20 protein-coding genes and 1 pseudogene are annotated in these 23,248 nt (G+C 61.1%); 10 read left to right on the top strand and 11 right to left on the bottom strand.

Annotated features, from left to right (window positions below):
- The first annotated feature begins 437 nt into the window (after nt 1-437).
- The 4 genes and pseudogenes from CVV68_RS23670 (at nt 438) to CVV68_RS20970 (ending at nt 3,457) form a co-directional block, all read left to right on the top strand.
- Entirely contained in the window at nt 438-584 is a 147-nt protein-coding gene (locus CVV68_RS23670; protein WP_170133279.1) for a hypothetical protein, read from the top strand.
- 629 nt (nt 585-1,213) lie between these two features.
- A complete protein-coding gene (locus tag CVV68_RS20980; protein WP_245933699.1) occupies nt 1,214-1,714 on the top strand; it encodes a cupin domain-containing protein in 501 nt (166 codons plus the stop codon).
- 387 nt (nt 1,715-2,101) lie between these two features.
- Nucleotides 2,102-2,257, top strand: a pseudogene (locus CVV68_RS20975) (class II fructose-bisphosphate aldolase); the annotation flags it as partial.
- Between the two features lie 21 nt (nt 2,258-2,278).
- On the top strand, nt 2,279-3,457 hold the full coding sequence (locus tag CVV68_RS20970; RefSeq protein WP_211320943.1) for an HAD-IIA family hydrolase: 1,179 nt from the start codon (nt 2,279-2,281) through the stop codon (nt 3,455-3,457).
- Between the two features lie 254 nt (nt 3,458-3,711).
- Here the strand turns inward: CVV68_RS20970 and CVV68_RS20965 are convergent, their stop codons facing one another.
- From CVV68_RS20965 to CVV68_RS20950, 4 genes are all read right to left on the bottom strand, one after another.
- Nucleotides 3,712-4,059 carry a 3'-5' exonuclease family protein gene (locus CVV68_RS20965; protein WP_110502938.1) on the bottom strand — a complete coding sequence of 116 codons (348 nt, stop codon included), beginning with the start codon at nt 4,057-4,059 and terminating at the stop codon, nt 3,712-3,714.
- Between the two features lie 475 nt (nt 4,060-4,534).
- Nucleotides 4,535-4,894 (bottom strand): transposase, encoded by a 360-nt coding sequence (locus tag CVV68_RS24990; RefSeq protein ID WP_368773189.1) that lies wholly within the window; start codon nt 4,892-4,894, stop codon nt 4,535-4,537.
- 261 nt (nt 4,895-5,155) lie between these two features.
- The gene (locus CVV68_RS20955) at nt 5,156-6,151 is read right to left on the bottom strand and encodes a Gfo/Idh/MocA family protein (protein ID WP_110502936.1); all 996 of its coding nucleotides are present in this window, start codon (nt 6,149-6,151) and stop codon (nt 5,156-5,158) included.
- Nucleotides 6,152-6,372: 221 nt separating this feature from the next.
- Complete coding sequence (locus CVV68_RS20950; RefSeq protein WP_110502935.1) at nt 6,373-7,863, bottom strand: glyceraldehyde-3-phosphate dehydrogenase; 1,491 nt, start codon at nt 7,861-7,863, stop codon at nt 6,373-6,375.
- 548 nt (nt 7,864-8,411) lie between these two features.
- Here CVV68_RS20950 and CVV68_RS20945 point away from each other — a divergent pair.
- The 5 genes from CVV68_RS20945 (at nt 8,412) to CVV68_RS20925 (ending at nt 12,996) form a co-directional block, all read left to right on the top strand.
- On the top strand, nt 8,412-8,822 hold the full coding sequence (locus CVV68_RS20945; protein WP_245933697.1) for a cupin domain-containing protein: 411 nt from the start codon (nt 8,412-8,414) through the stop codon (nt 8,820-8,822).
- Nucleotides 8,823-8,903: 81 nt separating this feature from the next.
- Nucleotides 8,904-9,266 carry a cupin domain-containing protein gene (locus CVV68_RS20940; RefSeq protein ID WP_110502934.1) on the top strand — a complete coding sequence of 121 codons (363 nt, stop codon included), beginning with the start codon at nt 8,904-8,906 and terminating at the stop codon, nt 9,264-9,266.
- Nucleotides 9,267-9,405: 139 nt separating this feature from the next.
- The gene (locus CVV68_RS20935) at nt 9,406-9,783 is read left to right on the top strand and encodes a cupin domain-containing protein (RefSeq protein WP_110502933.1); all 378 of its coding nucleotides are present in this window, start codon (nt 9,406-9,408) and stop codon (nt 9,781-9,783) included.
- Between the two features lie 356 nt (nt 9,784-10,139).
- Nucleotides 10,140-12,125: a choline BCCT transporter BetT gene (gene betT / locus CVV68_RS20930; protein ID WP_245933696.1), complete on the top strand. Its 1,986-nt coding sequence runs from the start codon at nt 10,140-10,142 to the stop codon at nt 12,123-12,125.
- A gap of 283 nt (nt 12,126-12,408) precedes the next feature.
- Nucleotides 12,409-12,996, top strand: coding sequence for a TetR/AcrR family transcriptional regulator (locus CVV68_RS20925; RefSeq protein ID WP_110502941.1), 588 nt, complete (start codon nt 12,409-12,411; stop codon nt 12,994-12,996).
- 110 nt (nt 12,997-13,106) lie between these two features.
- Here the strand turns inward: CVV68_RS20925 and fbaA are convergent, their stop codons facing one another.
- The 6 genes from fbaA to tkt form a co-directional block, all read right to left on the bottom strand.
- Nucleotides 13,107-14,129, bottom strand: coding sequence for a class II fructose-bisphosphate aldolase (fbaA, locus tag CVV68_RS20915; RefSeq protein ID WP_110502940.1), 1,023 nt, complete (start codon nt 14,127-14,129; stop codon nt 13,107-13,109).
- A 76-nt stretch (nt 14,130-14,205) separates the two neighbouring features.
- Nucleotides 14,206-15,234 carry a 6-phosphofructokinase gene (locus CVV68_RS20910; protein WP_110502931.1) on the bottom strand — a complete coding sequence of 343 codons (1,029 nt, stop codon included), beginning with the start codon at nt 15,232-15,234 and terminating at the stop codon, nt 14,206-14,208.
- A gap of 121 nt (nt 15,235-15,355) precedes the next feature.
- Nucleotides 15,356-15,829, bottom strand: coding sequence for a ribose-5-phosphate isomerase (locus CVV68_RS20905; protein ID WP_110502930.1), 474 nt, complete (start codon nt 15,827-15,829; stop codon nt 15,356-15,358).
- Between the two features lie 41 nt (nt 15,830-15,870).
- On the bottom strand, nt 15,871-16,575 hold the full coding sequence (gene rpe / locus CVV68_RS20900) for a ribulose-phosphate 3-epimerase (RefSeq protein ID WP_438502664.1): 705 nt from the start codon (nt 16,573-16,575) through the stop codon (nt 15,871-15,873).
- Nucleotides 16,576-16,899: 324 nt separating this feature from the next.
- Entirely contained in the window at nt 16,900-18,030 is a 1,131-nt protein-coding gene (gene tal, locus CVV68_RS20895; protein WP_110502929.1) for a transaldolase, read from the bottom strand.
- Nucleotides 18,031-18,138: 108 nt separating this feature from the next.
- Entirely contained in the window at nt 18,139-20,295 is a 2,157-nt protein-coding gene (gene tkt / locus CVV68_RS20890; RefSeq protein WP_245933700.1) for a transketolase, read from the bottom strand.
- A gap of 187 nt (nt 20,296-20,482) precedes the next feature.
- Between tkt and CVV68_RS20885 the strand changes: the two genes are divergently transcribed.
- Nucleotides 20,483-21,790: a helix-turn-helix transcriptional regulator gene (locus CVV68_RS20885; RefSeq protein WP_110502927.1), complete on the top strand. Its 1,308-nt coding sequence runs from the start codon at nt 20,483-20,485 to the stop codon at nt 21,788-21,790.
- Between the two features lie 362 nt (nt 21,791-22,152).
- Here the strand turns inward: CVV68_RS20885 and CVV68_RS20880 are convergent, their stop codons facing one another.
- Nucleotides 22,153-23,139 carry a glucose-6-phosphate dehydrogenase assembly protein OpcA gene (locus tag CVV68_RS20880; protein WP_110502926.1) on the bottom strand — a complete coding sequence of 329 codons (987 nt, stop codon included), beginning with the start codon at nt 23,137-23,139 and terminating at the stop codon, nt 22,153-22,155.
- Nucleotides 23,140-23,248 lie beyond the last annotated feature (109 nt).

The following is a 23,248-nucleotide window of genomic DNA, read 5'->3' as shown; positions in this document are numbered from 1 at the left end:
CAACCATCCCTGCGGGCATTATCAAATGATTCCACGAAGAAAACCACGCGGGCATCTTGACATGATTCCCCGGGGGGGGGCCGCGTTGACTCATCAAAGATGCCCGCGTAGCTGCTATCGAAGAATCATTTGGTAGTGCCCGCGTAGCGGCGCGTCTGCCGAGCCACCGTCTACCGCTACCTCACCATGGACCCCGAATAACAGGGGTCTGCGGCGCGGCCAGGCCCGGTTGTAAGTGATACGCCACGACCAGATATTGGTTCTCAACGGTGCAGACCATCGGGATTGATAGATTCGCACGCAAAAGGCATCATCGATCCGAGAGAGCCAGCCGCCTAACCCAGAAAAAAATAGGCTCAAAATCATACAGTCCACAGGACCGTCCCACCCAGGGACGGTCCTTTTTGTCCCTAAGAGGGCAATCGAAAGGCAAACTCATGAACAAGACCAACCCGACACACCTCAACTCCGTATTCGAAATCGATATCCGGATCGACGACAACTACAGTGACGATCGCATCGTGGAAATCGTGGCCTACCCGATGCCCATTGTGAAACATCACGGGAACGGTAGGGAAGCGTAAAGATCGACACCAACAACATGGTTGCTTCCCTTCGCCTCCCTACGGCCAGACTGGCTCGGGACGAAAAGGAATTTAGGGATTCAGGGGCCATGTCGGCTGGACCACCATTGGAATCGACGCTGAATGCTGGGGTCTAGAGGGCGTCGCGATCCTCTTCGGCAAGGTGCTAGGAGCCTGTGTTAAGGAATTGCTGGTGATGCCTGCCGGAACGAATTCAACGGCAGGGACACCCGGGGTGTCCGGTACAGTGCCACCGGGACGAGCGGCCGACGGGGGGATTCAGCGTAGCTAGACTCTCGCTGCGGCCCTGAAAAACCACCCCGATAAGAGCGGAAGCACCCCTGCACACAACCAGAGGGGACATGTTGCACCTGCCAGCGTGCTGTGGGGTAATCCTGAAGACCACTGGACCAACACTGCGGCGCGGTAGCGAGCGAACCAGGTTCGCTTCTGTCAACCCCAACCCAACTAATACACACCCCTGGCAACGGTGACTTCAGACCAAAACTACACCCTGCATACTGAAGAGCCGCTTATTCGTGGGCTTTGCCAGCCTCCAGCGACCTAATCGAAAGGATGGTTTAAACCATGCCGAATGAGCGTTTCCCCTACCCGAAAATGACAGGACGATGGATGCTAAGCCCATCCTTGGAAGAGGAAAGGTGAATTTGACCGACATGACCGAATCGCTGCTTAATCGACCTGCGACCATCACCTCCAGTCTGCCAGAGGCGTTACCGGCGAGCGGCAACAGAAAGGTAATCCAAATGAGCATAACCTTCCAGCCCAGCGATCTCTTCGAGGGAGAGCTAGACAAATCCCTACTCGGTCCCCCATTGGCCGATGTGATAGGCAAAGAGATTCCTACGAGGATGGCCATTCCCTTCACCAGCGACGACTCACGTATCCTCTCTGGAGTTTGGGAAGCCGATCCAGGCCTCTCACGATGGGAGTTTTTGGAGCGAGGAGAGGCGATTCACGTCCTTGAAGGCCGCATGGTGGTCACTGAAGACGGCGGTGAGCCTGTAAGTGTGGAAGCCGGAACCTCCGCGATCTTCCCAATTGGCTGGCAGGGGACTTGGGAGATCCACGAACGGATCAGGAAGTTCTTTGTGATCTTCACGCGCTGACCGCAAGAAACCTCCATAACTCGGCCCGGCGGTAACCCCGCGGTCCGCCACGTTGCCGCCGTATGCGGGGCCTCCCAGTACACCGGTGGATACCGGAAATTCGGTATCCACCGGCAGTGGTAGGGGCCCACTTCAACCACCCACAATGAATGGAACAGGGTTTCACTGAATGCTGAAATCCATTTCCGGCACCCGGTGCATCGCCAGCATTCGGCAATTTCCCACCGGGTGAGGCCCTGGCTGAATGGTCAGGCCACCTCAGATAATCCAGATGGTCAATGCAGGCATCCTCGTCACACAACCTCACCGAAATGCCGGCTAAGGGCCCCGAGAGGTCCACACCGACTTGGGGCATGCGGAAACCGTGTGCCAAGGACACCAAGTATGCGTCCGATCGTCGACCACATGTTCAGGAACTACGATGGCTTCCTGAAGGTCGACGGGGTGCTCATTAACAAGAAGTCCTACGATCCCCGCGCCTGGGGTTCAGCCGAAGCAGGCCTCGCTGCTCGCCTCGTCGATGCTGCCGTGTCACTCGGCTGAGCCGGAAAGAAGCTCTAAACTATGTCCCGCCAGCTCCGGAATAACCTGTTGAACCTCAAGCCCACCCTCCTACCCGACGAGGTCGAGCCCGGCACGCTGAAGCATCAAAAAGTAACGCCAGCATTTGAGCCGTCACCTGCTGGCTCCGATGAGGGCACGGCCCTACACGAGAGCAAGCCCGACAGCAAGACAAGCGAGAGTGAGGTATCGAAGACCAATCGGCTAATTGACTGCTTCGACGGAGTGCTCGCGGACCTCGACGGCGTCGTGTATACCGGACCGCAGGTGATCGACGGCGCCATCGACGCACTCGATCAGCTCGCACGAGAGGGTAAGAGCCTGGCATACGTGACAAACAACGCGTCGCGCTCACCCGAGGATGTTGCCACCCATCTCCGGGAATTAGGAGCACCTGCCACCACTGAGCAGGTCTTCGGATCCGCGCTGGCCGGTGCAGTGCTGCTGGCTGGCGAGGTTGCCACAGGCGCGAAGGTGCTCGTCGTTGGCAGTCAGTTCCTCGCAGACTCCGTCAGGGCGCAAGGACTCGTTGTCGTTCCCACCTCGGATGATCGGCCAGACGCTGTCATTCAGGGGTTTTCCCCCGCCCTCTGCTGGAAAGACCTGGCAGAGGCCGCCTACGCAATCGCAGCGGGCGCCACCTGGGTAGCGACGAACGTGGACATGACCCTTCCTCAGGAGCGGGGGTTCGCTCCCGGCAATGGGGCACTGGTGGCCGCGGTTGCCGCTGCCACTGGCAAGTCTCCACTAGTAGCAGGAAAACCAGAAGCAGCTCTCTTCGAGACGGCGGCGCGCCACTCGGGCGTCGATCGCCCTCTCGTCGTCGGCGACCGACTGGACACCGACATCCTGGGCGGAAATCGCGCAGGCATGTCCACAGTCCTCGTGCTTACAGGCGTGGACTCGGTCCAAACGGCCCTGGGTGCGCGATCGGACGAGCGTCCGAACTATTTGATCCGTTCCCTGGGCGAACTCTACGAGGAGTACCCGGCGATCACGGCCGACGACGGTGCCTACTCCTGTGGCGCCGCAGTGGCCCGGGTGTCTGGATCGACGGTGCGCATCAGCGGACATGAAGACGACCTTAACAGCTGGCGCGCTGCCTGTGCCGCCTGGTGGGCTGCTCACCCGGACAAAACACAGGACGCTGCGCCGGAAATCGTGTTCACGACAGCGGGATAGGGACCGACAAGTCATCCGGTCAGCAGCAAGCGGCTTTCGAGGGATGGTGGTCAGCTCGTGCTGCAATGGCGCGCCGGTGTCCATGATGCAGGTTGGTTTCGAAACCTGGGCACAAGCCATAAGCAGGCCTTGGATGCTCTCGTCAACGAGAACCGCTACCACCTGATCTTGACCTGGATCAGCCCTGGGCTTCCAAGAAGAATCGGTCCGATACGAGGCTGTCCTGCACCAGAACGCGATCGAGATTCCCAAGGTTATGAGCCGAGGCCAACGGAGCGGTAGCACTTCGGCGCCCGGGTGCCCGCACTGACATCCGCCATGGCCTTGTGATCGCGGCCGTTCGCGGCGTGACAGCGATGTTCCCCTATGATCCTGCTGCAGTATCTGGAGCCGTCTGCAGGGGCTGACTTCATGCCTGAAAGTGCGGGGCTGTCAAATTTGGCAAGCTGCGCCTCGACCACTCTGCGGGTCGTAGAAGATACCTTCACGCGTTGCAGCAGGCCCGTTTTGGTGTGAATGTCACGTGCGAAGTCGCCCTTGCGGGAAAGGTCGTCTTCTGTTGCGTGGATGACGATCGGGTCGAGGGTGTCCAACTCGTTCAAGTCGTGGTCCATGAAGATCGCTGCGACTTTGATTGGGACGACGCCCCACCCCGGCGGCGTGACCCGGGGCCACAGCAGTTCCCACCAGAGCCCCTGATATCTGGCCCTACCGGCTTAGCGTGGTTTTCCCAAGCATTGGTTGGACCTCAAGCCCCGTCTCTTTCTCTCTATGTGCGATGGCAATCGCGGCGCAGCGAGTTGTTGTTAATTGCTCCGGAGTCCCTGCACCCATCGACAACAACCTCGAACCTTCAGGGACGGGCTCGCTTCCCGGTACCGGAGCACCCGCGCGGGCCCGTCCGGAGTACGCAAGGTGTTCTGGAACCACGACGGCCAAGTGGACGATGGCGGAGAATTCCACGGCCAACAAGTAATTGATGCCCCTAACGGTCGGTCCTTGGCGGCGGGCGGCGGCCTCCCCGCAGCCGGCAACGGCGGCCGCGGGGCGTGCATCCCCAGGCGGCGAGCTCGTCGATTATTTCCAGTGCTTGGGACCACTCGGTGCGGTGGCGCACCATCTCCGGGAATCCCGCAAGACCCTGCGCTCAGTGGTTACGGCGGAGTCCCCGTTGTTGCCCGCGCAGGTGTCGTCCCAGGCTTCAGTTCGGTATAGGAGCAAGTTCAGCGGGCAGGAGGCGTCGTCGGTGGCCGCTTGCAGCGACACGGCAATCTGGAAGTTCCCAATCTTGCCTGGAGTGCCTGAATCCTGACGCTCCAACCCTGGGGAGACCGTGCCTTCCTTGTCGAGCCCGGTGTCATCGACGACCCACGCCTCCCGGCAATCGTGCCGATGGCCAGTTCCTCGATCCGCTACCGCACCGGTTCCGCCACCCAAATCGAGGAAGCCGTGAATTGCTTGCGCTGCAAGTTCGCCCCGCAACGAAGTGATCTGGCCATCCCTCGTGACCCGAAGTTAACAGATCCTCCGCCTGATGACTCTGTCCGACTAAAAAGCCTGCCCCAAAAACCTATCAAAATACTACGAGGGCTCCTCAGCTGGAACGACGCCGAAAAATCCTGCGCCAGCTGCCCTCTCCGACTCGAGCGGCACATTCATCAACGAAAGCCTGGGCCAGCCCCAGAATGTGGTCTCGATTCAGACGTCACCATCTTGTTTCCGCGCTGCATGGTCGAGAGCCTCCAACACGCGCGCGTTGTTTGCCGCGTCCCTGAGATCGTAGCGGAGCGGCGTACCGTTTAGGACGCTGTCGGCGAAGTGCTCGCCCATCCGTACGAAGTGGTTTTCGCCTTTGATCTGGTGATAGATGGTGTCCTGCCCGAAGTGATGCTCCTCCAGGACCGAATCCTCATCCAGGAGCCCAAAAGGATTGTCGAGGTAGAGCCGCCCCTCGGTGCCTGTGAGTTCTAAAAAGTTGCGCCGCTCAAGGTTCACTCCGCTATCAAAAAGCGAGGTTACACTACCGGGAAAGCGCAACATGCCCGCAATGCTGGTGTCAATCTGACCGCCGTCGTTGGCATCGCGGTAGTTGCCAAAGGCGGCGACCCGAGCCGGCTCCTGCGCGGTGACCATCCGGCTGACATTGACGCAGTAGCAACCCGCATCGAAAAGTGCGCCGCCGCCAAGTGCGGTATACCAGCGAATGTTCTCTTCCCCGCCCGCCTCGAAAGAGTGACCGACGTGGATGAATGTCAATTTCCCCACCGCATGGGCCGTGAGTAGCTCTTGCAGCTTCTCGAAACGCGGGTGAAAACGGTACATAAAGCCTTCCAAGACCTTGAGCCCGGTCTCGTCGGCCTTGCGCGCAATCTCTTCGCACTCCGCGGCGGTCATGGCCAAAGGTTTCTCACAGAGGACGTGCTTGCCTGCGTCCAAGGATTTTAGAATCCATTCCAGGTGCAGGGCGTTCGGCAGCGGAATATAGACGGCTTGGATATCCGGGGAAGCGAGTAGAGCCTCATATGAGCCAAATGCCTGTGGAATGCCGTGTTTGTCGGCGTACTCCTTGGCCTTTTCCTCGGTGCGGGAAGCGATCCCTACGACCTCACCGTTTTTCGTCTCCTGCAAAGCCGGAATGGTCTTGCGGACGATCCGGGCACTGCCCAATACGCCCCAACGCAGTTTTTCGCTCATTGAACTCTCCATTTTAGAGGGTCGATCCCGGCTGGGAACGATACCGTTTTGGCCCGGCGTCCGCAGACGAACGGATCTGTCGGCTCAGGACTTGGCCACGGCAGGCCACGAGTTGCAGTGCGCTCCCGTCTTGAGCCCCCGTGGTACTGGTGATAATTGGCAATTGCCGGAAGGGATGTCCGGCCCTGCAAAAGCCAAGGCAATCTGCTGATGTGGCCATGCTAGGCCGTTCCCAGGGCGGCCAGCACCGACATGGCCTCCTGAACGACATCCGTTACGGGGAAGGACGGCCTGTTTGCCCCGGCCATCTCTTCCATGACGCGGACCACCTGGCAGCTGTAACCGAACTCGTTGTCATACCAGACGTAGAGAATTAGGTTCTTATCAGTGGAAACGGTGGCTAGGCCGTCTATGATACCGGTACGACGAGAGCCAACGAAGTCGGTGGAAACCACCTCGGGTGAGTCAATGAAGTCGATCTGATTGCGCACCTCAGAGTGCAGCGACATCTCACGAAGGTATTTGTTCACCTCGTCCTTGGTGGTTCCGTTTTCCAGGCTGAGGTTCAGGATGGCCAGGGAAACGTCCGGGGTGGGGACCCGGATGGAGCTGCCCGTAAGCTTGCCCAGCAATTCTGGCAGTGCCTTGGACACGGCCTTAGCCGCACCGGTTTCGGTAATGACCATGTTAAGCGCGGCGGAGCGCCCGCGTCGATCACCCTTGTGGAAGTTGTCGATCAGGTTCTGGTCGTTCGTGAACGAGTGGACTGTTTCCACATGGCCATGGATCACGCCGAACCTGTCATTGATAGCCTTCAGCACCGGAGTGATGGCGTTCGTGGTGCACGATGCCGCCGACACGATCCGGTCCGTGTCAGCGATGGTACCGTGGTTGATGCCGTGGACGATGTTCTTCACATCCCCCTTGCCCGGCGCGGTCAGCAGCACCCGTGCAACGCCCTTGCTTTTAAGGTGCTGGGACAGGCCTTCCGCGTCACGCCAAAGGCCGGTGTTGTCCACCACGAGGGCATTGTTGATGCCATAGGCGGTGTAGTCAACGGTAGCCGGGTTATTGGAGTAGATGACCTGCACCCGGACCCCGTTTGCTGTGATGGTGTTGGTATCCTCGTTGATCCGGATGGTGCCCGCGAAGGAACCATGAACCGAGTCTCTGCGTAGAAGGCTGGCACGCTTAGACAGGTCGTTCTCGGACCCGCGGCGGACCACAATGGCACGCAAGCGCAGGCCACGGCCACTTCCGGCTTTTTCGACCAGAAGTCGGGCCACCAGCCTGCCAATGCGTCCGAAGCCGTAAAGCACGACGTCGGTGGCGGTGCGGTCGTCGCCACGCTTGCCCAAGATCTCGGCAAGCTCGGCCCGAAGGAATTGCTCCAGGCTGGCACCGTTGCCCGCGTCCTTGAACCTTTGGTTAAGGCGCCCGATGTCGATCTCGGCCGAGCCCAGCTGCAACCGCGCCAAATTGTCCAGCAACGGGGCGGTCTCCTCCAGGAGCAATTCCTCCTTACTGACCCGGCGCGCGAAGCGATGGGCCTTGAGGATGTTCATAGTGGAAGTGTTGGTCAAACTCCGGCCATGAATGCTGGTCACGACGTTGTTTTCGCGGTACAGCCGGCCGATCACCGGAATCATGGCCTCGGCGAGGGCCTCCTGGCCCATCCACGTCTCAAGACAAGAATCTGAGTTTTGTAGCATCGGGCTGCCTTTCCTAAAAGTCGGATCGATTTGAACTTCAGCTCCTGCGAGGTCGCGGGTACTTGCTCGTTGCCGACACCATCGTCGGTCTCCGCAATCTCCAGTAGGCCAACACAGACGGTTGCCCTACAAGGTCCAAGGCTGGTTCTTGCACGACAATCAATGTCAGCCACCCCTTCGGCGTTGGTTATGTCACCAATGATCCTGCTATGTGTGGGTGGGAGGAACGCTAATTCTGGATGGTTCACCCCACCCGTTTGGGTAGGTATCACCGCCGACCGCCGGGCACCCCGCCTGTCTACTGAGCCGTCGCAGCACCACCCCCGCTGGCGAACGTTACAGGGAAACATATCAGAATAGATGAAATGTCTTAAAGATCGACGCATACGGAGGTAATTTAAAAAAGTCAACTCGAACGATTGACTTGAACACGCGTCCATGTCACAGTGTTGAAAGGGCGGTGATCCAGATCACGCAGCTGGGGTCTCATCCAGTTCAACCAAAACACCGCGCAAAGCATATTCCGCACTAGAGAAACGGATAAGGTCATGGCTACACCCACCACCCAGACCCCGACACTGACGACGGGCGAAGCGATCGACTACTGGCCGGCGAAACCGATGACGGCTTTGGAAGGCGATTGGGGGCGGTTGCGCTGCAGATTCATCAATGCTCATCCTGTAGGGCGCTGGGACGACTTCATTCTCTCGGAGTGGGAGCTGAAGGCCTGTGCCTGGGAAGACTTTCACCCGCACAGCGAAACTGCTTTCCTATTGGAAGGCGAACTCCATATCGAGAGCCAAGGCAAGACCGTAATCCTGAAGCCGGGCGATTCGGCGCGTGTGAATCCCGGAGGGATAGGCCGATACTGGGCCCCCGTCTACGCACGAATGGTGACCATGTATGGCCCCAACCCGGAAGGTCTGGAGTCGCACTCCTTCAAATACGAAGAACTCTGAGCCCTTCCGCAATGGACTAAAACAAAAACCTCTATCAGCTATCGGCAGAAGCGGCTGATAGCCCACACGAAAGGGAAAACAATGACTGACAAGACAGCCTCCATCCCCGCGAGCATTATCCGCAATGCGGAGAACGTGACGGAGCTGGAGGATTGGGGCCCCTGTCCTGAAGCGACGGGACCCCAGATGGATACCCGCGGAAGCTACCTGTGGAAGGACGAGAACGGTGCCGAATCCGGCATTTGGGAATGCACCGCGGGCCCTTCCCGCTGGGTTTTGGAAACACACGAATTCCTCCACGTCCTTTCAGGCTCGATGACCATCACCGCCGACGGCGGCGAACCCGAGTTCGTCGGCCCCGGAGACGCGGTCTTCGTCCCTCGAGGTTGGAGCGGTAACTGGGAGATCCACGAGACACTGCGCAAAGTTTTCGTAATCTTCTAACCAGAGCCAAAGACCGAACTTCGCTGAACCCCCCGACAGGGGTTTTGACAGATGGGCAGCGCAGCCTCAGATGCACCCAGGCTGAGCCGGGCCGACGAAAACAAAACATACGTTCACAACACCATTTACAGGAGACACCATGGAAACCACCACAGTAGGCACGCACAGCAAGACCGGATCCATCCACAAGGTAGAAGGCGGCTACCTCGGACTGCCGTCAATGAATGTCCCCGGATGTGACGCCGCAATCGCCGACTCCCTCACCCACCCCGAAGGTTCGGTAATGAGCTCCGGATTCTTCGAGCTCAAGGCCTCTGAGCCCCTTGTGTACACGTACACCTGCGACGAGATGAAGGTCGTTATCAAGGGTGAGTTCATCCTCACTGATCGGGTGACAGGGGAAGTGACGCACGCAAAGGAACGCGATGTCCTGTTTTTCCCCAAGGGATCCGAAATAACCTTTGAAACTCCTAACTACGGCCTGGGTTTCTTCACCGCACACGGCTCCATGTCCTAAGGAATACAACCGGGGCCCGGGGCGGGAGATCCAGACAGGCCGAAGGCTGGCTGGATCCTCAACCCTTTGCCTCATACGGGCTGCACACCCAGCAGGCCGGCTGGACAACGGAGAACCGTTCACGGTGAGTCTGACTCATAGCGGCGTCGGATGGGAGGTTGCGGTGCCGGGCGATAGCCCAGCACCACAATCTCCCCCTGACCGACCAGGCAACGGCCGCGAACACCACAATGATGTGCTGTGTTTCACGCAGCCTGGAGCAAAAAATCGGAGTTGGACACTTGAGTATCATCGGCAAAGACCGTGACACAGCGGAACACCATAACCAATCCCCCGCATCTCTTAGTAAAGAGAATGTGCCGAAGGTTAATTGGCGTGTCTTCATCATTGCTTCCATCATCATTCTTGCTTTCACTCTTTGGGCGATGGTGTTCCCCTCCAACGCAGACGGCACCATGGCGGTAGTGACGTCCTGGGTCGCAGCGAACGTCGGCTGGGTCTACGTCCTCACCGTCACCGTGGTGATCGGTTTTGTGTTGTGGGTGGCGCTGTCCAAGGTCGGCTCGGTCCGGATGGGCCCGGACCACTCCCGTCCGCAGTACAAGCTCTTCACCTGGGTGGCGCAGCTGTTCGCGGCCGGTGTGGGCATCGACATGCTTTTCTACTCCGTGACCGGACCCATCACCCAATACATGCATCCCCCGGAAGGGGCCGGGCAAACGGCGGCCGCGGCCCAGGACGCCGTAGTCTGGACCATGTTCCACTACGGGATCGCCGGCTGGGCCATGTATGCACTACTCGGCATGGCCATGGGGTATTTCGCCTACCGGTGGGGCACACCGCTGTCGATCAGGGCAGTCCTGCACCCCTTGCTGGGCAAGCGTATCCGGGGCGGCCTCGGCGACGCGATTGACGTCGTCACCCTGGTGGGCACTGTTTTCGGTGTCGCCACGGCCTTGGGAATCGGCGTGGTGTTGCTGGACATCGGCTTCTCCTTAATTTTTCATCTCCCCTCAGGCCTGGCCCTGCAGATCGCACTGGTGGTGGTCGCCGTCCTGCTGACAATCGCCTCGTGCACCTCCGGCGTCGACAAAGGAATACGCTGGGTCGCGGAGCTGAATATTTGGGTCGCGGCAGCGCTGCTGCTGTACATTCTAGTGACCGGCCAAACAGCGTTCCTGCTCAACGCCCTGGTGGAGAACATCGGCCGTTTTGCCGTCACCCTGCCCGGCCGCACACTACAGACATTTGCATATGATCCGGGCGGTTCAACGTGGATGGCTGGCTGGACCCTGTTCTTCTGGGCCTTCTGGCTTGCCTGGGGACCGTTCGTGGGCCTGTTCTTGGCACGCATCTCCCGCGGCCGCACGCTGCGCGAGTTCGTCATCGCGGCGATCACTGCACCCGTGCTGTGCGATTTCCTGGTCGTGAGCATTTTCGGCAACAGCGCCATGTTCCAGGTTTTGCACGGCAACACAAAGTTCGCCGAACTGGCCATCGACAGCCCGGAACGGGGCTGGTACTCGCTGCTGGGAATGTTCCCCGGAGCAGCATTCCTGATCGGCTTGGGCACCTTGTCCGGCCTGCTGTTCTATCTCACCAGCGCCAACTCCGGCGCCATGATGATGTCTAATTTCTCCTCCCGGATCACTAACGCAACCCAGGACGGAGCCAAATGGCTACGAATCTTCTGGGCCGTACTCACCGCCCTGCTCACCATCGCGATGTTGGTTGCCGGCGGGGTGACCACCATGGAACACGCCACACTGATCTTTGCCCTGCCGGTGACGATCATCGCCTGGCTGGTCATGGCTTCCTTCACCAAGGCGCTCCGAATGGAGCGGGCACAACGTGAGGGCCGTGCGCTTCGCCAGCAATCCTCCGTGCACAGCGGCAACAGGCCGGAGCGCACGTGGCGCCAACGGCTGTCGGGCATCCGGTCCTATCCTTCGAAGGAGGATTTGGTCCAGTTCATGGAAAACACCGTGCAGCCGGCTCTAGCCGAACTACTCGAGGAATTCACCAAACAGGGTCAGCAGGCCACCCTGAACATTGCCCAGGACGAAACCACCGGGATATCCAGTTACGCACTGGTTGTTCCCATTCCCGACCATCGCGAGTTTCTTTATAGGGTTGAGGCTGTGGAGGCCCCGGTGCCGACGTTCGGTGGGCGTACTTTCCACGAAATGGACGTCTATTACCGCGCGGAAGTCTTCGATCAAACCGGATCCGAGGGCTATGACCTCATGGGCCTTGTCCACCAACAAGTGATCGACGACGTCCTGGGCCGTTACGAGGGCCACCTGGGCTTCCTGACCCACATTGGCCCGGGAACAGCCTGACCACTTCGGCGCACACGGGCCACCCGGAACGCGTGCTCCGTGGTGGTGTCCCAGCTCAGCAATTTGTAGGCATCCACGGCAGGAATGACCGGTTGCCCAGCCGTGCGGCTGGGCAACCGACGCTTCCAAGCTGACGAGCATTGCACCCGTGGGCACACGAACTGTCAGTCCGGCCAGCAACACCATGATCGGGATGCTGTGCAAAGCAGCGCATCACAAGCAATAGTCTTGACATCAGGAAATAGCCCGGATGGGGCTGAACGGGAAGACTGGAGCGTGTTCCATGCGGGTATCCGCAGAAGATAGAAAAGAACAGTTGATTTCAGCCACCGTTGAAATCATGCGTCGTGAGGGTGTCCAGTCGGTGACCATTCGGGCCATAGCTAAAGAGGCCAATGCCCCCTTGGCTACAGCGCATTATTGTTTTAGCAATAAAGAAGAACTCATGGAGGCGGCAGCCGAGGCCTGGTTTAAGAACCTGCGGCGATTTTCCAGCGACGCCCCTGAGCATCTAGGGCTTCGTAAGGCTGTGGAACAGGTGGCCGAAGGATACTGGCGCGCCCTGGAGGAGGAACCGGCAAGCATTCTTGCTGAGATCGAACTTATTCTGTGGGCCACACGCAATGCCGTTGACAGCCCGTTAGCCGCGAGAATTTACCCCGCCTACGAAGTGGAGCTGGGGAATATATTCTCTGCTGCGGCCAAAAGCAGCGATGAGAAGTGCCTCATAGGATTCGATACGTTGGTGAGGTGCTTTCTTGTGGTCTTCGACGGAGCGGCCATTCAATATATGACCGCCCCGAAGGCAATTGATCACCGCGCCCAGTTCTTCCTGATGGTTGATGCGCTTCTCACCAAGGCCGGTGTGTAACTTCCACATCAGTCCGTGTAGGCCTCAGCACCATTCCTCCTGGACGTCCCCCTCAGCCGGGAGCAGTGTGGGCTCGGGGCCCAGAAGGTTCCGGCGGAATTCGTCGCTCATTACGCAAACGTCTTGCCGGCGGAGCCGAGCTGCTGCGCGGCTTCCACCACGCGGGCGGCCAGGCCCTTTTCTGCCGCGGCACCCCAGACGCGGGGGTCGTAGGCCTTCTTGTTTCCGACGTCGCCGTCAATCTTCAGCACGCCGTCGTAGTTGGACAGCATGTGCCCGGCCACCGGACGCGTGTACGCGTACTGCGTGTCCGTGTCGATGTTCATCTTGATGACACCATAGGAAACGGCGTCGGCAATTTCCTGCGCGGAGGAGCCGGAACCGCCGTGGAACACGAGGTCGAACGGGCTCGCCTTGCCCAGCTTCGCACCGACCTGCTCCTGGATGTCCTTGAGGATCTCCGGTCGCAGCTTCACATTGCCCGGCTTGTACACGCCGTGGACATTGCCGAAGGTCAGGGCCGTAATGTAGCGGCCGTGTTCGCCGGCCCCGAGAGCCTCAACCGTGGCCAGGCCGTCGGCCACCGTGGAATACAGCTTGTCGTTGATGGCGTTTTCCACGCCGTCCTCCTCACCGCCCACCGCACCGATTTCAACTTCAAGGATGATGTGCGCTGCCGAGGTGCGGGCCAGCAGTTCCCGGCCGATCCGAAGGTTCTCCTCCAGGGTCTCCGCGGAACCGTCCCACATGTGCGAGTTGAAGATCGGGTTCCGCCCGGCCGCAACCTCGGCCTCGGACGCGGCCAGCAGCGGCAGCACAAAGCCGTCGAGCTTGTCCTTGGGGCAGTGGTCGGTGTGCAGGGCAACGTTGACGGGATAGTTTTTGGCCACTTCGCGGGCGAACGCCGCGAAGCCCAGGGACCCGGCCACCATGTCCTTCACACCGGCACCGGACCAGTACGCGGCGCCGCCGGTGGAGACCTGGATAATCCCGTCCGTTCCGGCATCGGCGAAGCCCTGGAGCGTGGCATTGAGCGTCTGCGAAGACGTCACGTTGACCGCAGGGTAGGCGAATCCGCCAGCCTTGGCACGGTCAATCATTTCGGCATACTTCTCCGGTGTTGCAATGGGCATGAAAAGCTCCTTGGGGCTCAGTTTCTTCATGGGTCTTCCCTGCTGATCAGGGCATCGTTAAACTTCCGATAGATCTTCAGCCGAACAGGAAGGCCGCTTCTTCATAGCGTTGAACGGGGACGAGCTTTGGCTTGTGGGTGGCTTCTTCGATGCTCACCGAAACTATTTTGGTTCCCCGCAGGGCGACCATGCTGCCCCATTGCTCTTGGACGACAAGGTCGACGGCTGCCATACCAAGGCGCGTTGCCAATACGCGGTCGTAGGCGCTGGGGACACCTCCGCGCTGCGCGAATCCAAGGGTTGTGGCGCGGGATTCGATGCCAGTGTGGGCCTCGATCATGGGAGCGAGGATGTCTGCTATTCCGCCAAGCCGGGGTCGCTCAAATGCATCGAGTCCCTTGTGGGAGTGGGCTTCGGTCATGCCTTCGAGCACAAATCCTTCCGCAACAACAATAACGGGGGCTCTCCCCCGGTGCCGGACGGAATTGACCCACTCGCATATCTGAGCGATCGAGCGGGGCTGCTCGGGAATGAGGATTGCGTGTGCGCCTGCCGCCATACCGGCATGAAGCGCGATCCAGCCAGCGTTGCGGCCCATGACTTCCACAACAATGCAGCGCTGGTGGGATTCCGCCGTTGTGCGAATGCGGTCCACCGCTTCCGTGGCGATCTCCACCGCGGTATTGAATCCAAAAGAATAATCAGTCGCGGCAAGGTCATTGTCAATTGTTTTGGGCACGCCCACCACAGGCAGACCCGCCTCCGCGAGCCTCCGGGCTGCCGTGAGGGTGCCCTCTCCACCGACTGCGAGGATCGCGTCGATACGGTTCTCTTTGAGCACGCGCGAAATATTCTCCGGGCCTCCGCACGGTCCCTCGAATGGGTTGGTCCGAGATGAGCCAAGGATTGTGCCTCCCTGCTTGGATAGACCCCGAACAGTTTGCCGGTCAAGGTGCATGAGATCGGCGTTGACGACTCCTCGCCAACCGTATTTGAAGCCCACGAACTCGTTGCCTGGGAAGCGGCTGCTCTTGAGCACTGCTCCCCGGATGACCGCGTTCAGCCCTGGACAGTCCCCGCCCGAGGTGAGAATGCCAATCCTCATCTGATTCCTTACTTCTCTGGGTGCATAGATGGCCGGTGGGGTTGAGCCCCTGATCTCGGCATGCCAACATTCCACTCTCTTTTTAACGCACTCGTGCCGAACCACTTAGTGCAACGCCAAGTTACCCGGCAACCTCGCCGGTGGCCTCGTATGTGGCGATCTTTCCGATGCGGCGCTCGTGGCGCTCGGCGTTGCTGAACGGTTCGGTCAGGAATGCCTCGATCAGTTCGGTGGCCTCCTTGACTGTGTGCTGGCGACCGCCCACGGCCACCACGTTGGCGTCATTGTGTTCGCGGGCCAGTTTGGCGGTATCGAGGTTCCAGGCCAGGGCCGCGCGCACGCCCTTGACCTTGTTCGCGGAGATCTGCTCGCCGTTGCCCGAGCCGCCCAGCACTATCCCGAGGGCGTCCACTCCCGCGGCCTGGTCGGCCACGACGGCGGACGCGGCATTGATGCAAAAGGACGGGTAGTCGTCCTCGGCGTCGTAGGCCTTGGGCCCGTGGTCCACCATCTCGTATCCCTTGGCGGTCAGTGCGGTAATGAGGTGGGAGCTGAGCTCCATGCCGGCGTGGTCGGTTGCGATGTGAACGCGCATGAGTGGTCCTTCAGGCTTGTTGGGGTGCAGTGTTTTTGGGGTTACGCGTTGTTGGAAATAAGCGTTGTTCCGGTGAACGCGAGCTGGCCGTTCGCGCGCAGCGACTCGATGGCCTCCTCGGGGGACGGCTTGCCGTACACGGCAGAACCGGCCACAAAAACGTTGGCACCGGCTTCCGCGGCTCGGGTGATGGTCTCTTCGGTGATGCCGCCGTCGACCTGGATGGCGACGTTGGCCCCGGATCCCTCCACTGCGGCGCGCGCTCGGCGGATCTTGGGCAACATGACGTCCAGGAAGGACTGCCCGCCGAAGCCGGGCTCCACCGTCATGATGAGCAGCATGTCCAGCTCGGTGAGCAAGTCCAGGTACGGTTCCACCGGGGTGCCAGGGCGCAGTGCCATGCCCGCCTTGGCGCCCCGGGCACGCAGTTCACGGGCCAGTTTGATGGGCGCATTGGCGGCCTCCACATGGAAGGTCACCGAGTCCAGGCCGGCATCCGCATAGAGCGGGGCCCAGCGGTCGGCATCGGCAATCATCAGGTGCGCGTCCAATGGCACGGGACTGACCTTTTGCAGCCGTTCCACGACGGGCAGACCGATGGTCAGATTGGGCACAAAGTGGTTGTCCATGACATCCACGTGCACGGCATCGGCGTTGGCGATGCGGGCCAGCTCCGCCTCGAGGTTGACGAAGTCGGCGGAGAGGATGCTGGGGTTGATGCAGCACTTCAGGGGTGACATGGACATGGTGTCTGCCTTTCGGTAGCGGTCAAAACTTGCGGATCAGGGCCAAGGACATGGTGCTCGGAAGCGAGCGGGGAACCGCCCATGCCGCACAGGACAATGCCGGTAAGCCCCTCGGCCCGGAACGGCTCCCGCAGCTTGTTGATCCCAGCTGGGGGAGATCAACAAGGTCCCCCCAGCCGGGGCTGGTGGCGGATTCGGCATCGGGATAACACAGGGTGTGGTCCTTCGCGAAAATCCTGGTGGCACTCCGGTTTACGGCAAGTGCCGGGTTGTGCTGTTCGATAGCCGGCTGCGCAGCACCGCTGGCGTCGTAGCTGAGAGCGCTCAGTGGGTCAGGATGCCCGCCCGGGCGGTGGCGAGGGCGCCTTCGACGTCGGCCAAGAGTTCCTTCCAGCTGGCCACGAACTTCTCCAGGCCCTCGGATTCCAGGAGCGCGACGACCTCGTTGTAGGAGACGCCGAGTCCTTCGAGGGCGTTGAGCACGCCGTTTGCTTCCGTGTAGGTGCCGGTGATGGTGTCACCGGTGACTACGCCGTGGTCAAAGGTGGCGTCGAGGGTCTTTTCCGGCATGGTGTTTACGACGCCGGAGGCAGCCAGCCCGGTGACGTAGAGGGTGTCGGGGTAGGCGGGGTCCTTGACGCCGGTGGAGGCCCACAGGGGACGCTGCGGCAATGCGCCTGCTTCGGCCAGGGCTGCCCAGCGTTCGGTGGAGAAGAGCTCTTCGTAGACCTGGTAGGCGAGGCGGGCATTGGCAACGCCGGCCTTGCCCTTGAGAACCTTGGCTTCGTTGGTGCCAATGGCGTCGAGGCGCTTGTCGATCTCGGTGTCCACGCGGGAGACGAAGAATGATGCCACCGAGTGGATCGTGGAGAGGTCGTGGCCGTTTTCCTTGGCCAGTTTCAGACCCGCTTGGAAGGCGTTGATGACTGCGCGGTAGCGCTCCAAGGAGAAGATCAGGGTGACGTTGACGCTGATGCCTTCGGCCAGGGTTGCCGTGATGGCCGCGAGGCCTTCGAGCGTTGCCGGGATCTTGATGTGGACGTTGTCCCTGTTGACCTTGGCGTAGAGCTGCTTGGCCTCAGCGATTGTACCTTCGGTGTCCCACGCCAGGCGGGGGTCGACCTCGATCGAGACACGGCCATCGATGCCCTTGGTGGCGGCGGCGACCGGGGCGAAGAGGTCGCAAGCGTCGGCGACGTCGGTGGTGGTGATCTCGAAGATCGTCTCATCGAGGCTGGCGCCCCGTGCGGCAAGTTCGGCGATCTTTCCGTCGTAGTCCGTGCCGGAGGTGATCGCGGCCTGGAAGATGGACGGGTTGGTGGTCACGCCGACGACGTTCTTTTCGTCGATGAGTTTCTGCAGGCTGCCGCTGGAGAGCCGTTCGCGGGAGAGGTCGTCGAGCCAGATGGAGACGCCGGTGGCGGAAAGCTGTGCGGTGGGTGTTTCGTTGGTCATGTCTTCTGCTTCTTCCTTCAAAAATAGTGGACACTTGGCAGCTTGCGGCCGGCGCCGCGTGACGCCCGTGGGACGTCCGGCGGCGCCGGCCGCAACGCAGTTGAGGGGTTAGTTGCTGGCGGCTGCCAGGGAGTCCTTGGCAGCGGCAGCTACTGCTTCAGCCGTGATGCCAAACTCCTGGAAGAGGCGCTCGTAGTTTGCTGAGGCGCCGAAGTGCTCCAGGCTGATGGATCGGCCGGCATCGCCGACGAATTCCTTCCAGCCCAGTGCCAGGCCTGCCTCGACGGAGACGCGGGCCTTGACGGCTGCGGGGAGCACCTGTTCGCGGTACTCGGCCGGCTGTGCGTTGAACCACTCGACGCACGGCATGGAGACCACGCGGGCGGCAATGCCTTCGGCAGCGAGTGTCTCGCGGGCCTCAACAGCCAGCTGGACCTCGGACCCCGTGGCGATCAGGATGACCTCCGGGGTGACCACGGCCCCGTTGGAGACCGCCTCAGCCAGCACATAGCCGCCCTTTGCGACACCGTCGGTGGAACCAAACTCGGTGGCCGTCGCAACACCTGTGCCGCGGGCATAGGTGGGGACATTCTGGCGGGTCAGCACAATGCCGGCCGGGTTGTCCGTGGTTTCCAGGATCTTCTTCCAAGAAGCGGCAACCTCATTGGAGTCGCCGGGGCGGACGACGTCCAGGCCCGGGATCGCACGCAGGGTGGAGAGCTGTTCCACCGGCTGGTGGGTGGGGCCGTCCTCGCCCAGGCCGATGGAGTCATGCGACCACACGTAGATGGACGGGACGCCCATGAGCGCGGAGAGGCGGATGGCCGGTCGCTGGTAGTCGCTGAAGATCAGGAACGTACCGGAGAACGCCCGGGTGGGCCCGCCCAGGTGGATGCCGTTCACGATCGAGGCTGCCGCGTGCTCGCGGATGCCAAAGTGCAGTACCCGGCCGTAGGGGCCACCAGACCAGGTATCCGTCTGCTTGGAAGCCGGCACGAACGAGCCATATCCGTCGATGGTGGTGTTGTTGGACCCGGCGAGGTCGCAGGAGCCGCCCCAAAGTTCAGGCAGCACGCCGCCAATGGCGTTCAGGACCTTGCCCGAAGCTGCGCGGGTGGAGACATCCTTGCCAGCCTCAAAGGAAGGCAGGTTTGACTCCCAGTTGGCCGGGAGTTCCTTCTTTACGATGCGTTCGAGCAGGGCCGCGTTTTCCGCGTTGGCGGACTTCCAGTCGTTGAAGCCGGTGGTCCATTCGGCACGGGCTTGCGCTCCGCGGTCGATGACCTTGCGGGTGTGGGTCAGGATGGCCGGGTCGACGTCGAAGTGCTTCTCCGGGTCAAATCCCAGAACTTCTTTCAGCGCGGCAACCTCGGCGGCACCAAGTGCGGAGCCGTGGATGCCACCGGTGTTCTGCTTCTTCGGCGACGGGTAGCCGATGATGGTGCGCAGGGAGATGATCGAGGGCTTGGAGATCTCGGCCTTCGCGGCAAGCAGGGCAGAGTAGAGCTCCTGGACGTCTTCGACATAGTCGCCCGTCTCGGTCCAGTCCACACGCTGGGTGTGCCAGCCGTAGGACTCGTAGCGCTTGAGAACGTCCTCGGTGAAGGCGATGTCGGTGTCGTCCTCGATGGAGATGTGGTTCTCGTCATAGACCACCACGAGGTTGCCCAGTTCCTGGTGGCCTGCCAGAGAGGAAGCCTCGGACGTGACGCCTTCCTGGATGTCGCCGTCGGAGGCAATGACCCAGATGGTGTGGTCAAACGGGCTGGTGCCCGGTGCGGCGTCGGGATCCATGAGTCCGCGCATGCGGCGCTGCGAGTACGCGAAGCCCACCGAGGAGGCGAGGCCCTGGCCCAGCGGGCCGGTGGTGATTTCCACGCCCTTGGTGTGCTTGTACTCGGGGTGGCCGGGGGTCAGCGAGCCCCAGGTGCGCAAGGCCTCCAGGTCGGAAAGCTCCAAGCCGCAGCCGGAAAGGAACAACTGGATGTACAGGGTCAGCGAACTGTGTCCGGGGGACAGGATGAAACGGTCGCGACCAATCCAGTCGGTGTTCTTGGGGTCGTGGCGCATGACTTTTTGGAACAAAATGTAGGCGGCAGGCGCCAAGGACATGGCCGTGCCCGGGTGGCCGTTGCCAACCTTTTCTACGGCGTCAGCGGCCAAGACTCGGGCAGTGTCCACTGCACGCTGGTCCTCGGCGGTCCAGCTAAATGTTGATGCTTCAGGATTTGACGCTGAACCTGTTGCGCTGAACAAGGTACGCACCGCGTTTGTTGTCGGATTCAAGATTTATCCCCTTCGATTCGGCCATCGGCCTGTAGCGGCCGCACGGATACTTTGTGGTTGATATTCATCATCGCCAAACAAACGGGCAGGGGTAACACTGTTTTCTGACGGTTCTTACTACACTTTTGGGTTGGGTGAACGATTCCGACCCCGGTAGACTATCCAGATGAGCGCAACCACAGACCAGCCCCTGCAGAAAACCACCACACCCCTTCCGGTCCTGCCATGGCCGGTTTTGCAGACCGTGGCAGCATTGGCCGATGCCCCTCTGACCCAGATAGCGGAGCGACTGCGCGATGCCACACTCCCCTACCTGGGAAGTAGCGCTCTGGTTATCTTCACCGAAGATTGCACGGGGCGGCCACAGAAGAAGGCAGGCGAGGAAGAAATCACTTCCCGGGTCTCCATCGCCGAGCTTGACACGCTTCGCTCCACCCTTTCGGATGAGACACCCTGGTTCGGGGAGGCCGAACTTGCCGGCCGGTCCCGCCCCGTACTCGCCCTGAAACACGCCTCCAGCCAAGCCCTCCTCGTCCTCACGGATCCCCACCCGACCGACCCAGGGAACAACACCGGACTAGACTTGGTGACATATCTGTGGCGCATTGCTGCCCGGCGGATCCAGGAAAAAGTGGCCGATGCGCCGCCGTCATACCTGCTGGAATCGCGGGCGGCCTCAGCTGAGCGTGTCCGAGTGACGGCGGAACTGACCGATCTTCACTCCACGACCCTGGAGACGCTCTTGGCAGCCCTGCGCTCATCCTCCTTGGACAATGCCGCAGCACGCACAACCGTCACTGACCTCGCCGCCAAGGCCTTGGTCAGGCTCCGCGCCCACAGTGACCGCACGAATGACTTGGTGAAAGAGCCCGTCGCCACAGCCTTCGAACGCCTGCGGGAGGACCTGCGACCGCTCACGCGCTTCAGCGGCATTGAAGTCGAATTCATCGAACCACCGCTCAATGGACGGGACCTGCCTGGCGAAGTTGCCCATGCGGCACGGGCCATCGTCCGCGGACTTCTGCTGGCCATGATGGAACAATCCGACGTCAGCAGGGTCCGGACGCAATGGGACTGCGACGGCGAGAACCTGCTGATCAACGTACGCGACGACGGCCGAGGTGCACTCGCCGCCGACGCGCCGAGCATCATCCGCCTGGATCGCCGGGTCCAGGCGCTCACCGGAAACCTGCAGGTCGATGTCATGCCAGGCTGGGGTGCAGACGTCTTTGTCACACTCCCCTTGGACCCGCCGGCACGCCCGACCGGGGACGTCGCCGGATGGAACCTTGCCCCCCGGGAACTCGAGGTACTCCAGCACCTTGCCACCGGACAACGCAACCGCACCATCGCCTCAACACTGGGCATCAGCGAGAATACGGTCAAGTTCCATGTGCGGAACCTGTTCAAGAAGCTCGACGTCGGCTCACGCACTGAGGCCATCGCCCTGGCACACAGCCACGGACTCCGGTGACGGTGTAACGACCCGGCGGTTCCGGGCGATGGCCATGGGACCGTTACCAACCATGGCCGACCAGCTGACGGTGGTTGCCCTCCGTTGGCCTTCTCCCTAGGCTGAAGAGTCTGCTGAGGTCAGCCGCGCACCTTGGCATCAGTCGCAGGCAGGAAACCAAGACCATGACCGTCACAGCTGCGCAGAATGTCATCAGTTCAGCCCAGTGGACCCAAAAACATTACCCGGGACGACAGACAAGGACCTGTCCGGCGTCCAGGTCCACGATCGTGGTCACCCATACTCGGTCGGCATCCATGCCTTCGAATCCGGTTCCTGGAGGTAGCACACGCAACGGAATCGGTGTTGCATCGCGGCACCCTTCAAACAGCGATCAGTGACAAACGGTCGTGTTCTGGCTTCGCACTGCCAGTCACCGTCACGCGGCTTTCCTGATGCTCCTTGGAAGTACCAAGACTACGAACCGTTTCACCGAAGACCTCGTCGGGGTCGAGGCGGCGCAGTTCCTCGGCAACGCAGTCCGACAGGGTACGGCGCGGCAGGGAGATCCGCTGCGCCGGCTGGCCTGGCTGGGTCAGCTCGGCGACGATGCGTCCGGGCCGGAACAGCCGAATGTCACCGGAGGCCCTGGACAGCTGGACGCCCCGAACCCCGGTGCCGGCCGGGTCCGAGACGATGGTGACGGCCGTGTCCAAGGCCCGGTGCAGCCAGGCCGCCAGCAGGATCGTACTTGGGGAGTCGGAGGCACCTTCTACGGTGACGGCCGTGATGGGAGTGCCGTCGGCCTGGTCCAGGACCGCGGCGAGCTGGATCCGCCAGTTGGTCAGCCGGGTCCAGGCCAGGTCGGTGTCCCCTGATTTGTAGGTGCGGCAGATGTTCTTCAGTGCGAGCTGGGGGTCGGCCTCGTTAGCTGAGTCGGTGATGCGGCGGTGGGCGATGCGTCCGATGGAGGTCTCGCCGGCATTTTTCGGGGCGGCGTGCGGCCACCAGGCCACGATCGGGGCATCGGGCAGCAGCAGCGCGGCAACGAGGGACTCGCTTTCCCTGGCGAGTTCGCCATAACCGTATAGGACGATCACTTCCGAGGCGCCGGCGTCACCGCCGACGCGGATCTGGGCGTCGAGTCGGTTCGGGGCCCCTGCGCCGGCGTCGACGAGGACGATGATCCGGCACGGGTGTTCCCGGCTGGCGTCGTTGGCCGCCTCAATCGCTTCTTCCTCGAGGCCGAACTTGGTGACCACCACGAGGGTGAGCACCCGTCCCAGGGCGGTCACCCCGCCCTGCTCGCGCAGGGAAATGATCTTCTTGGAAACTTTCGAGGTCGTGGTGCCAGGCAGGTCTACGATCATGGCCTTCTCCAGGTTCTTCCATCACGAGTGAGCAGTTCATCAGCGGAGGTGGGGCCCCAGCTGCCGGGTTCGTAGGACTCCGGCTGGATGTTTTCCGCGGCCCAGAACT

The sequence above is a fragment of the Arthrobacter livingstonensis genome (genome assembly GCF_003219815.1).
Lineage (GTDB): Bacteria > Actinomycetota > Actinomycetes > Actinomycetales > Micrococcaceae > Specibacter > Specibacter livingstonensis.
Note: the sequence above shows the minus strand (reverse complement) of the source record. Positions and strands in the feature narration are given on the sequence as shown.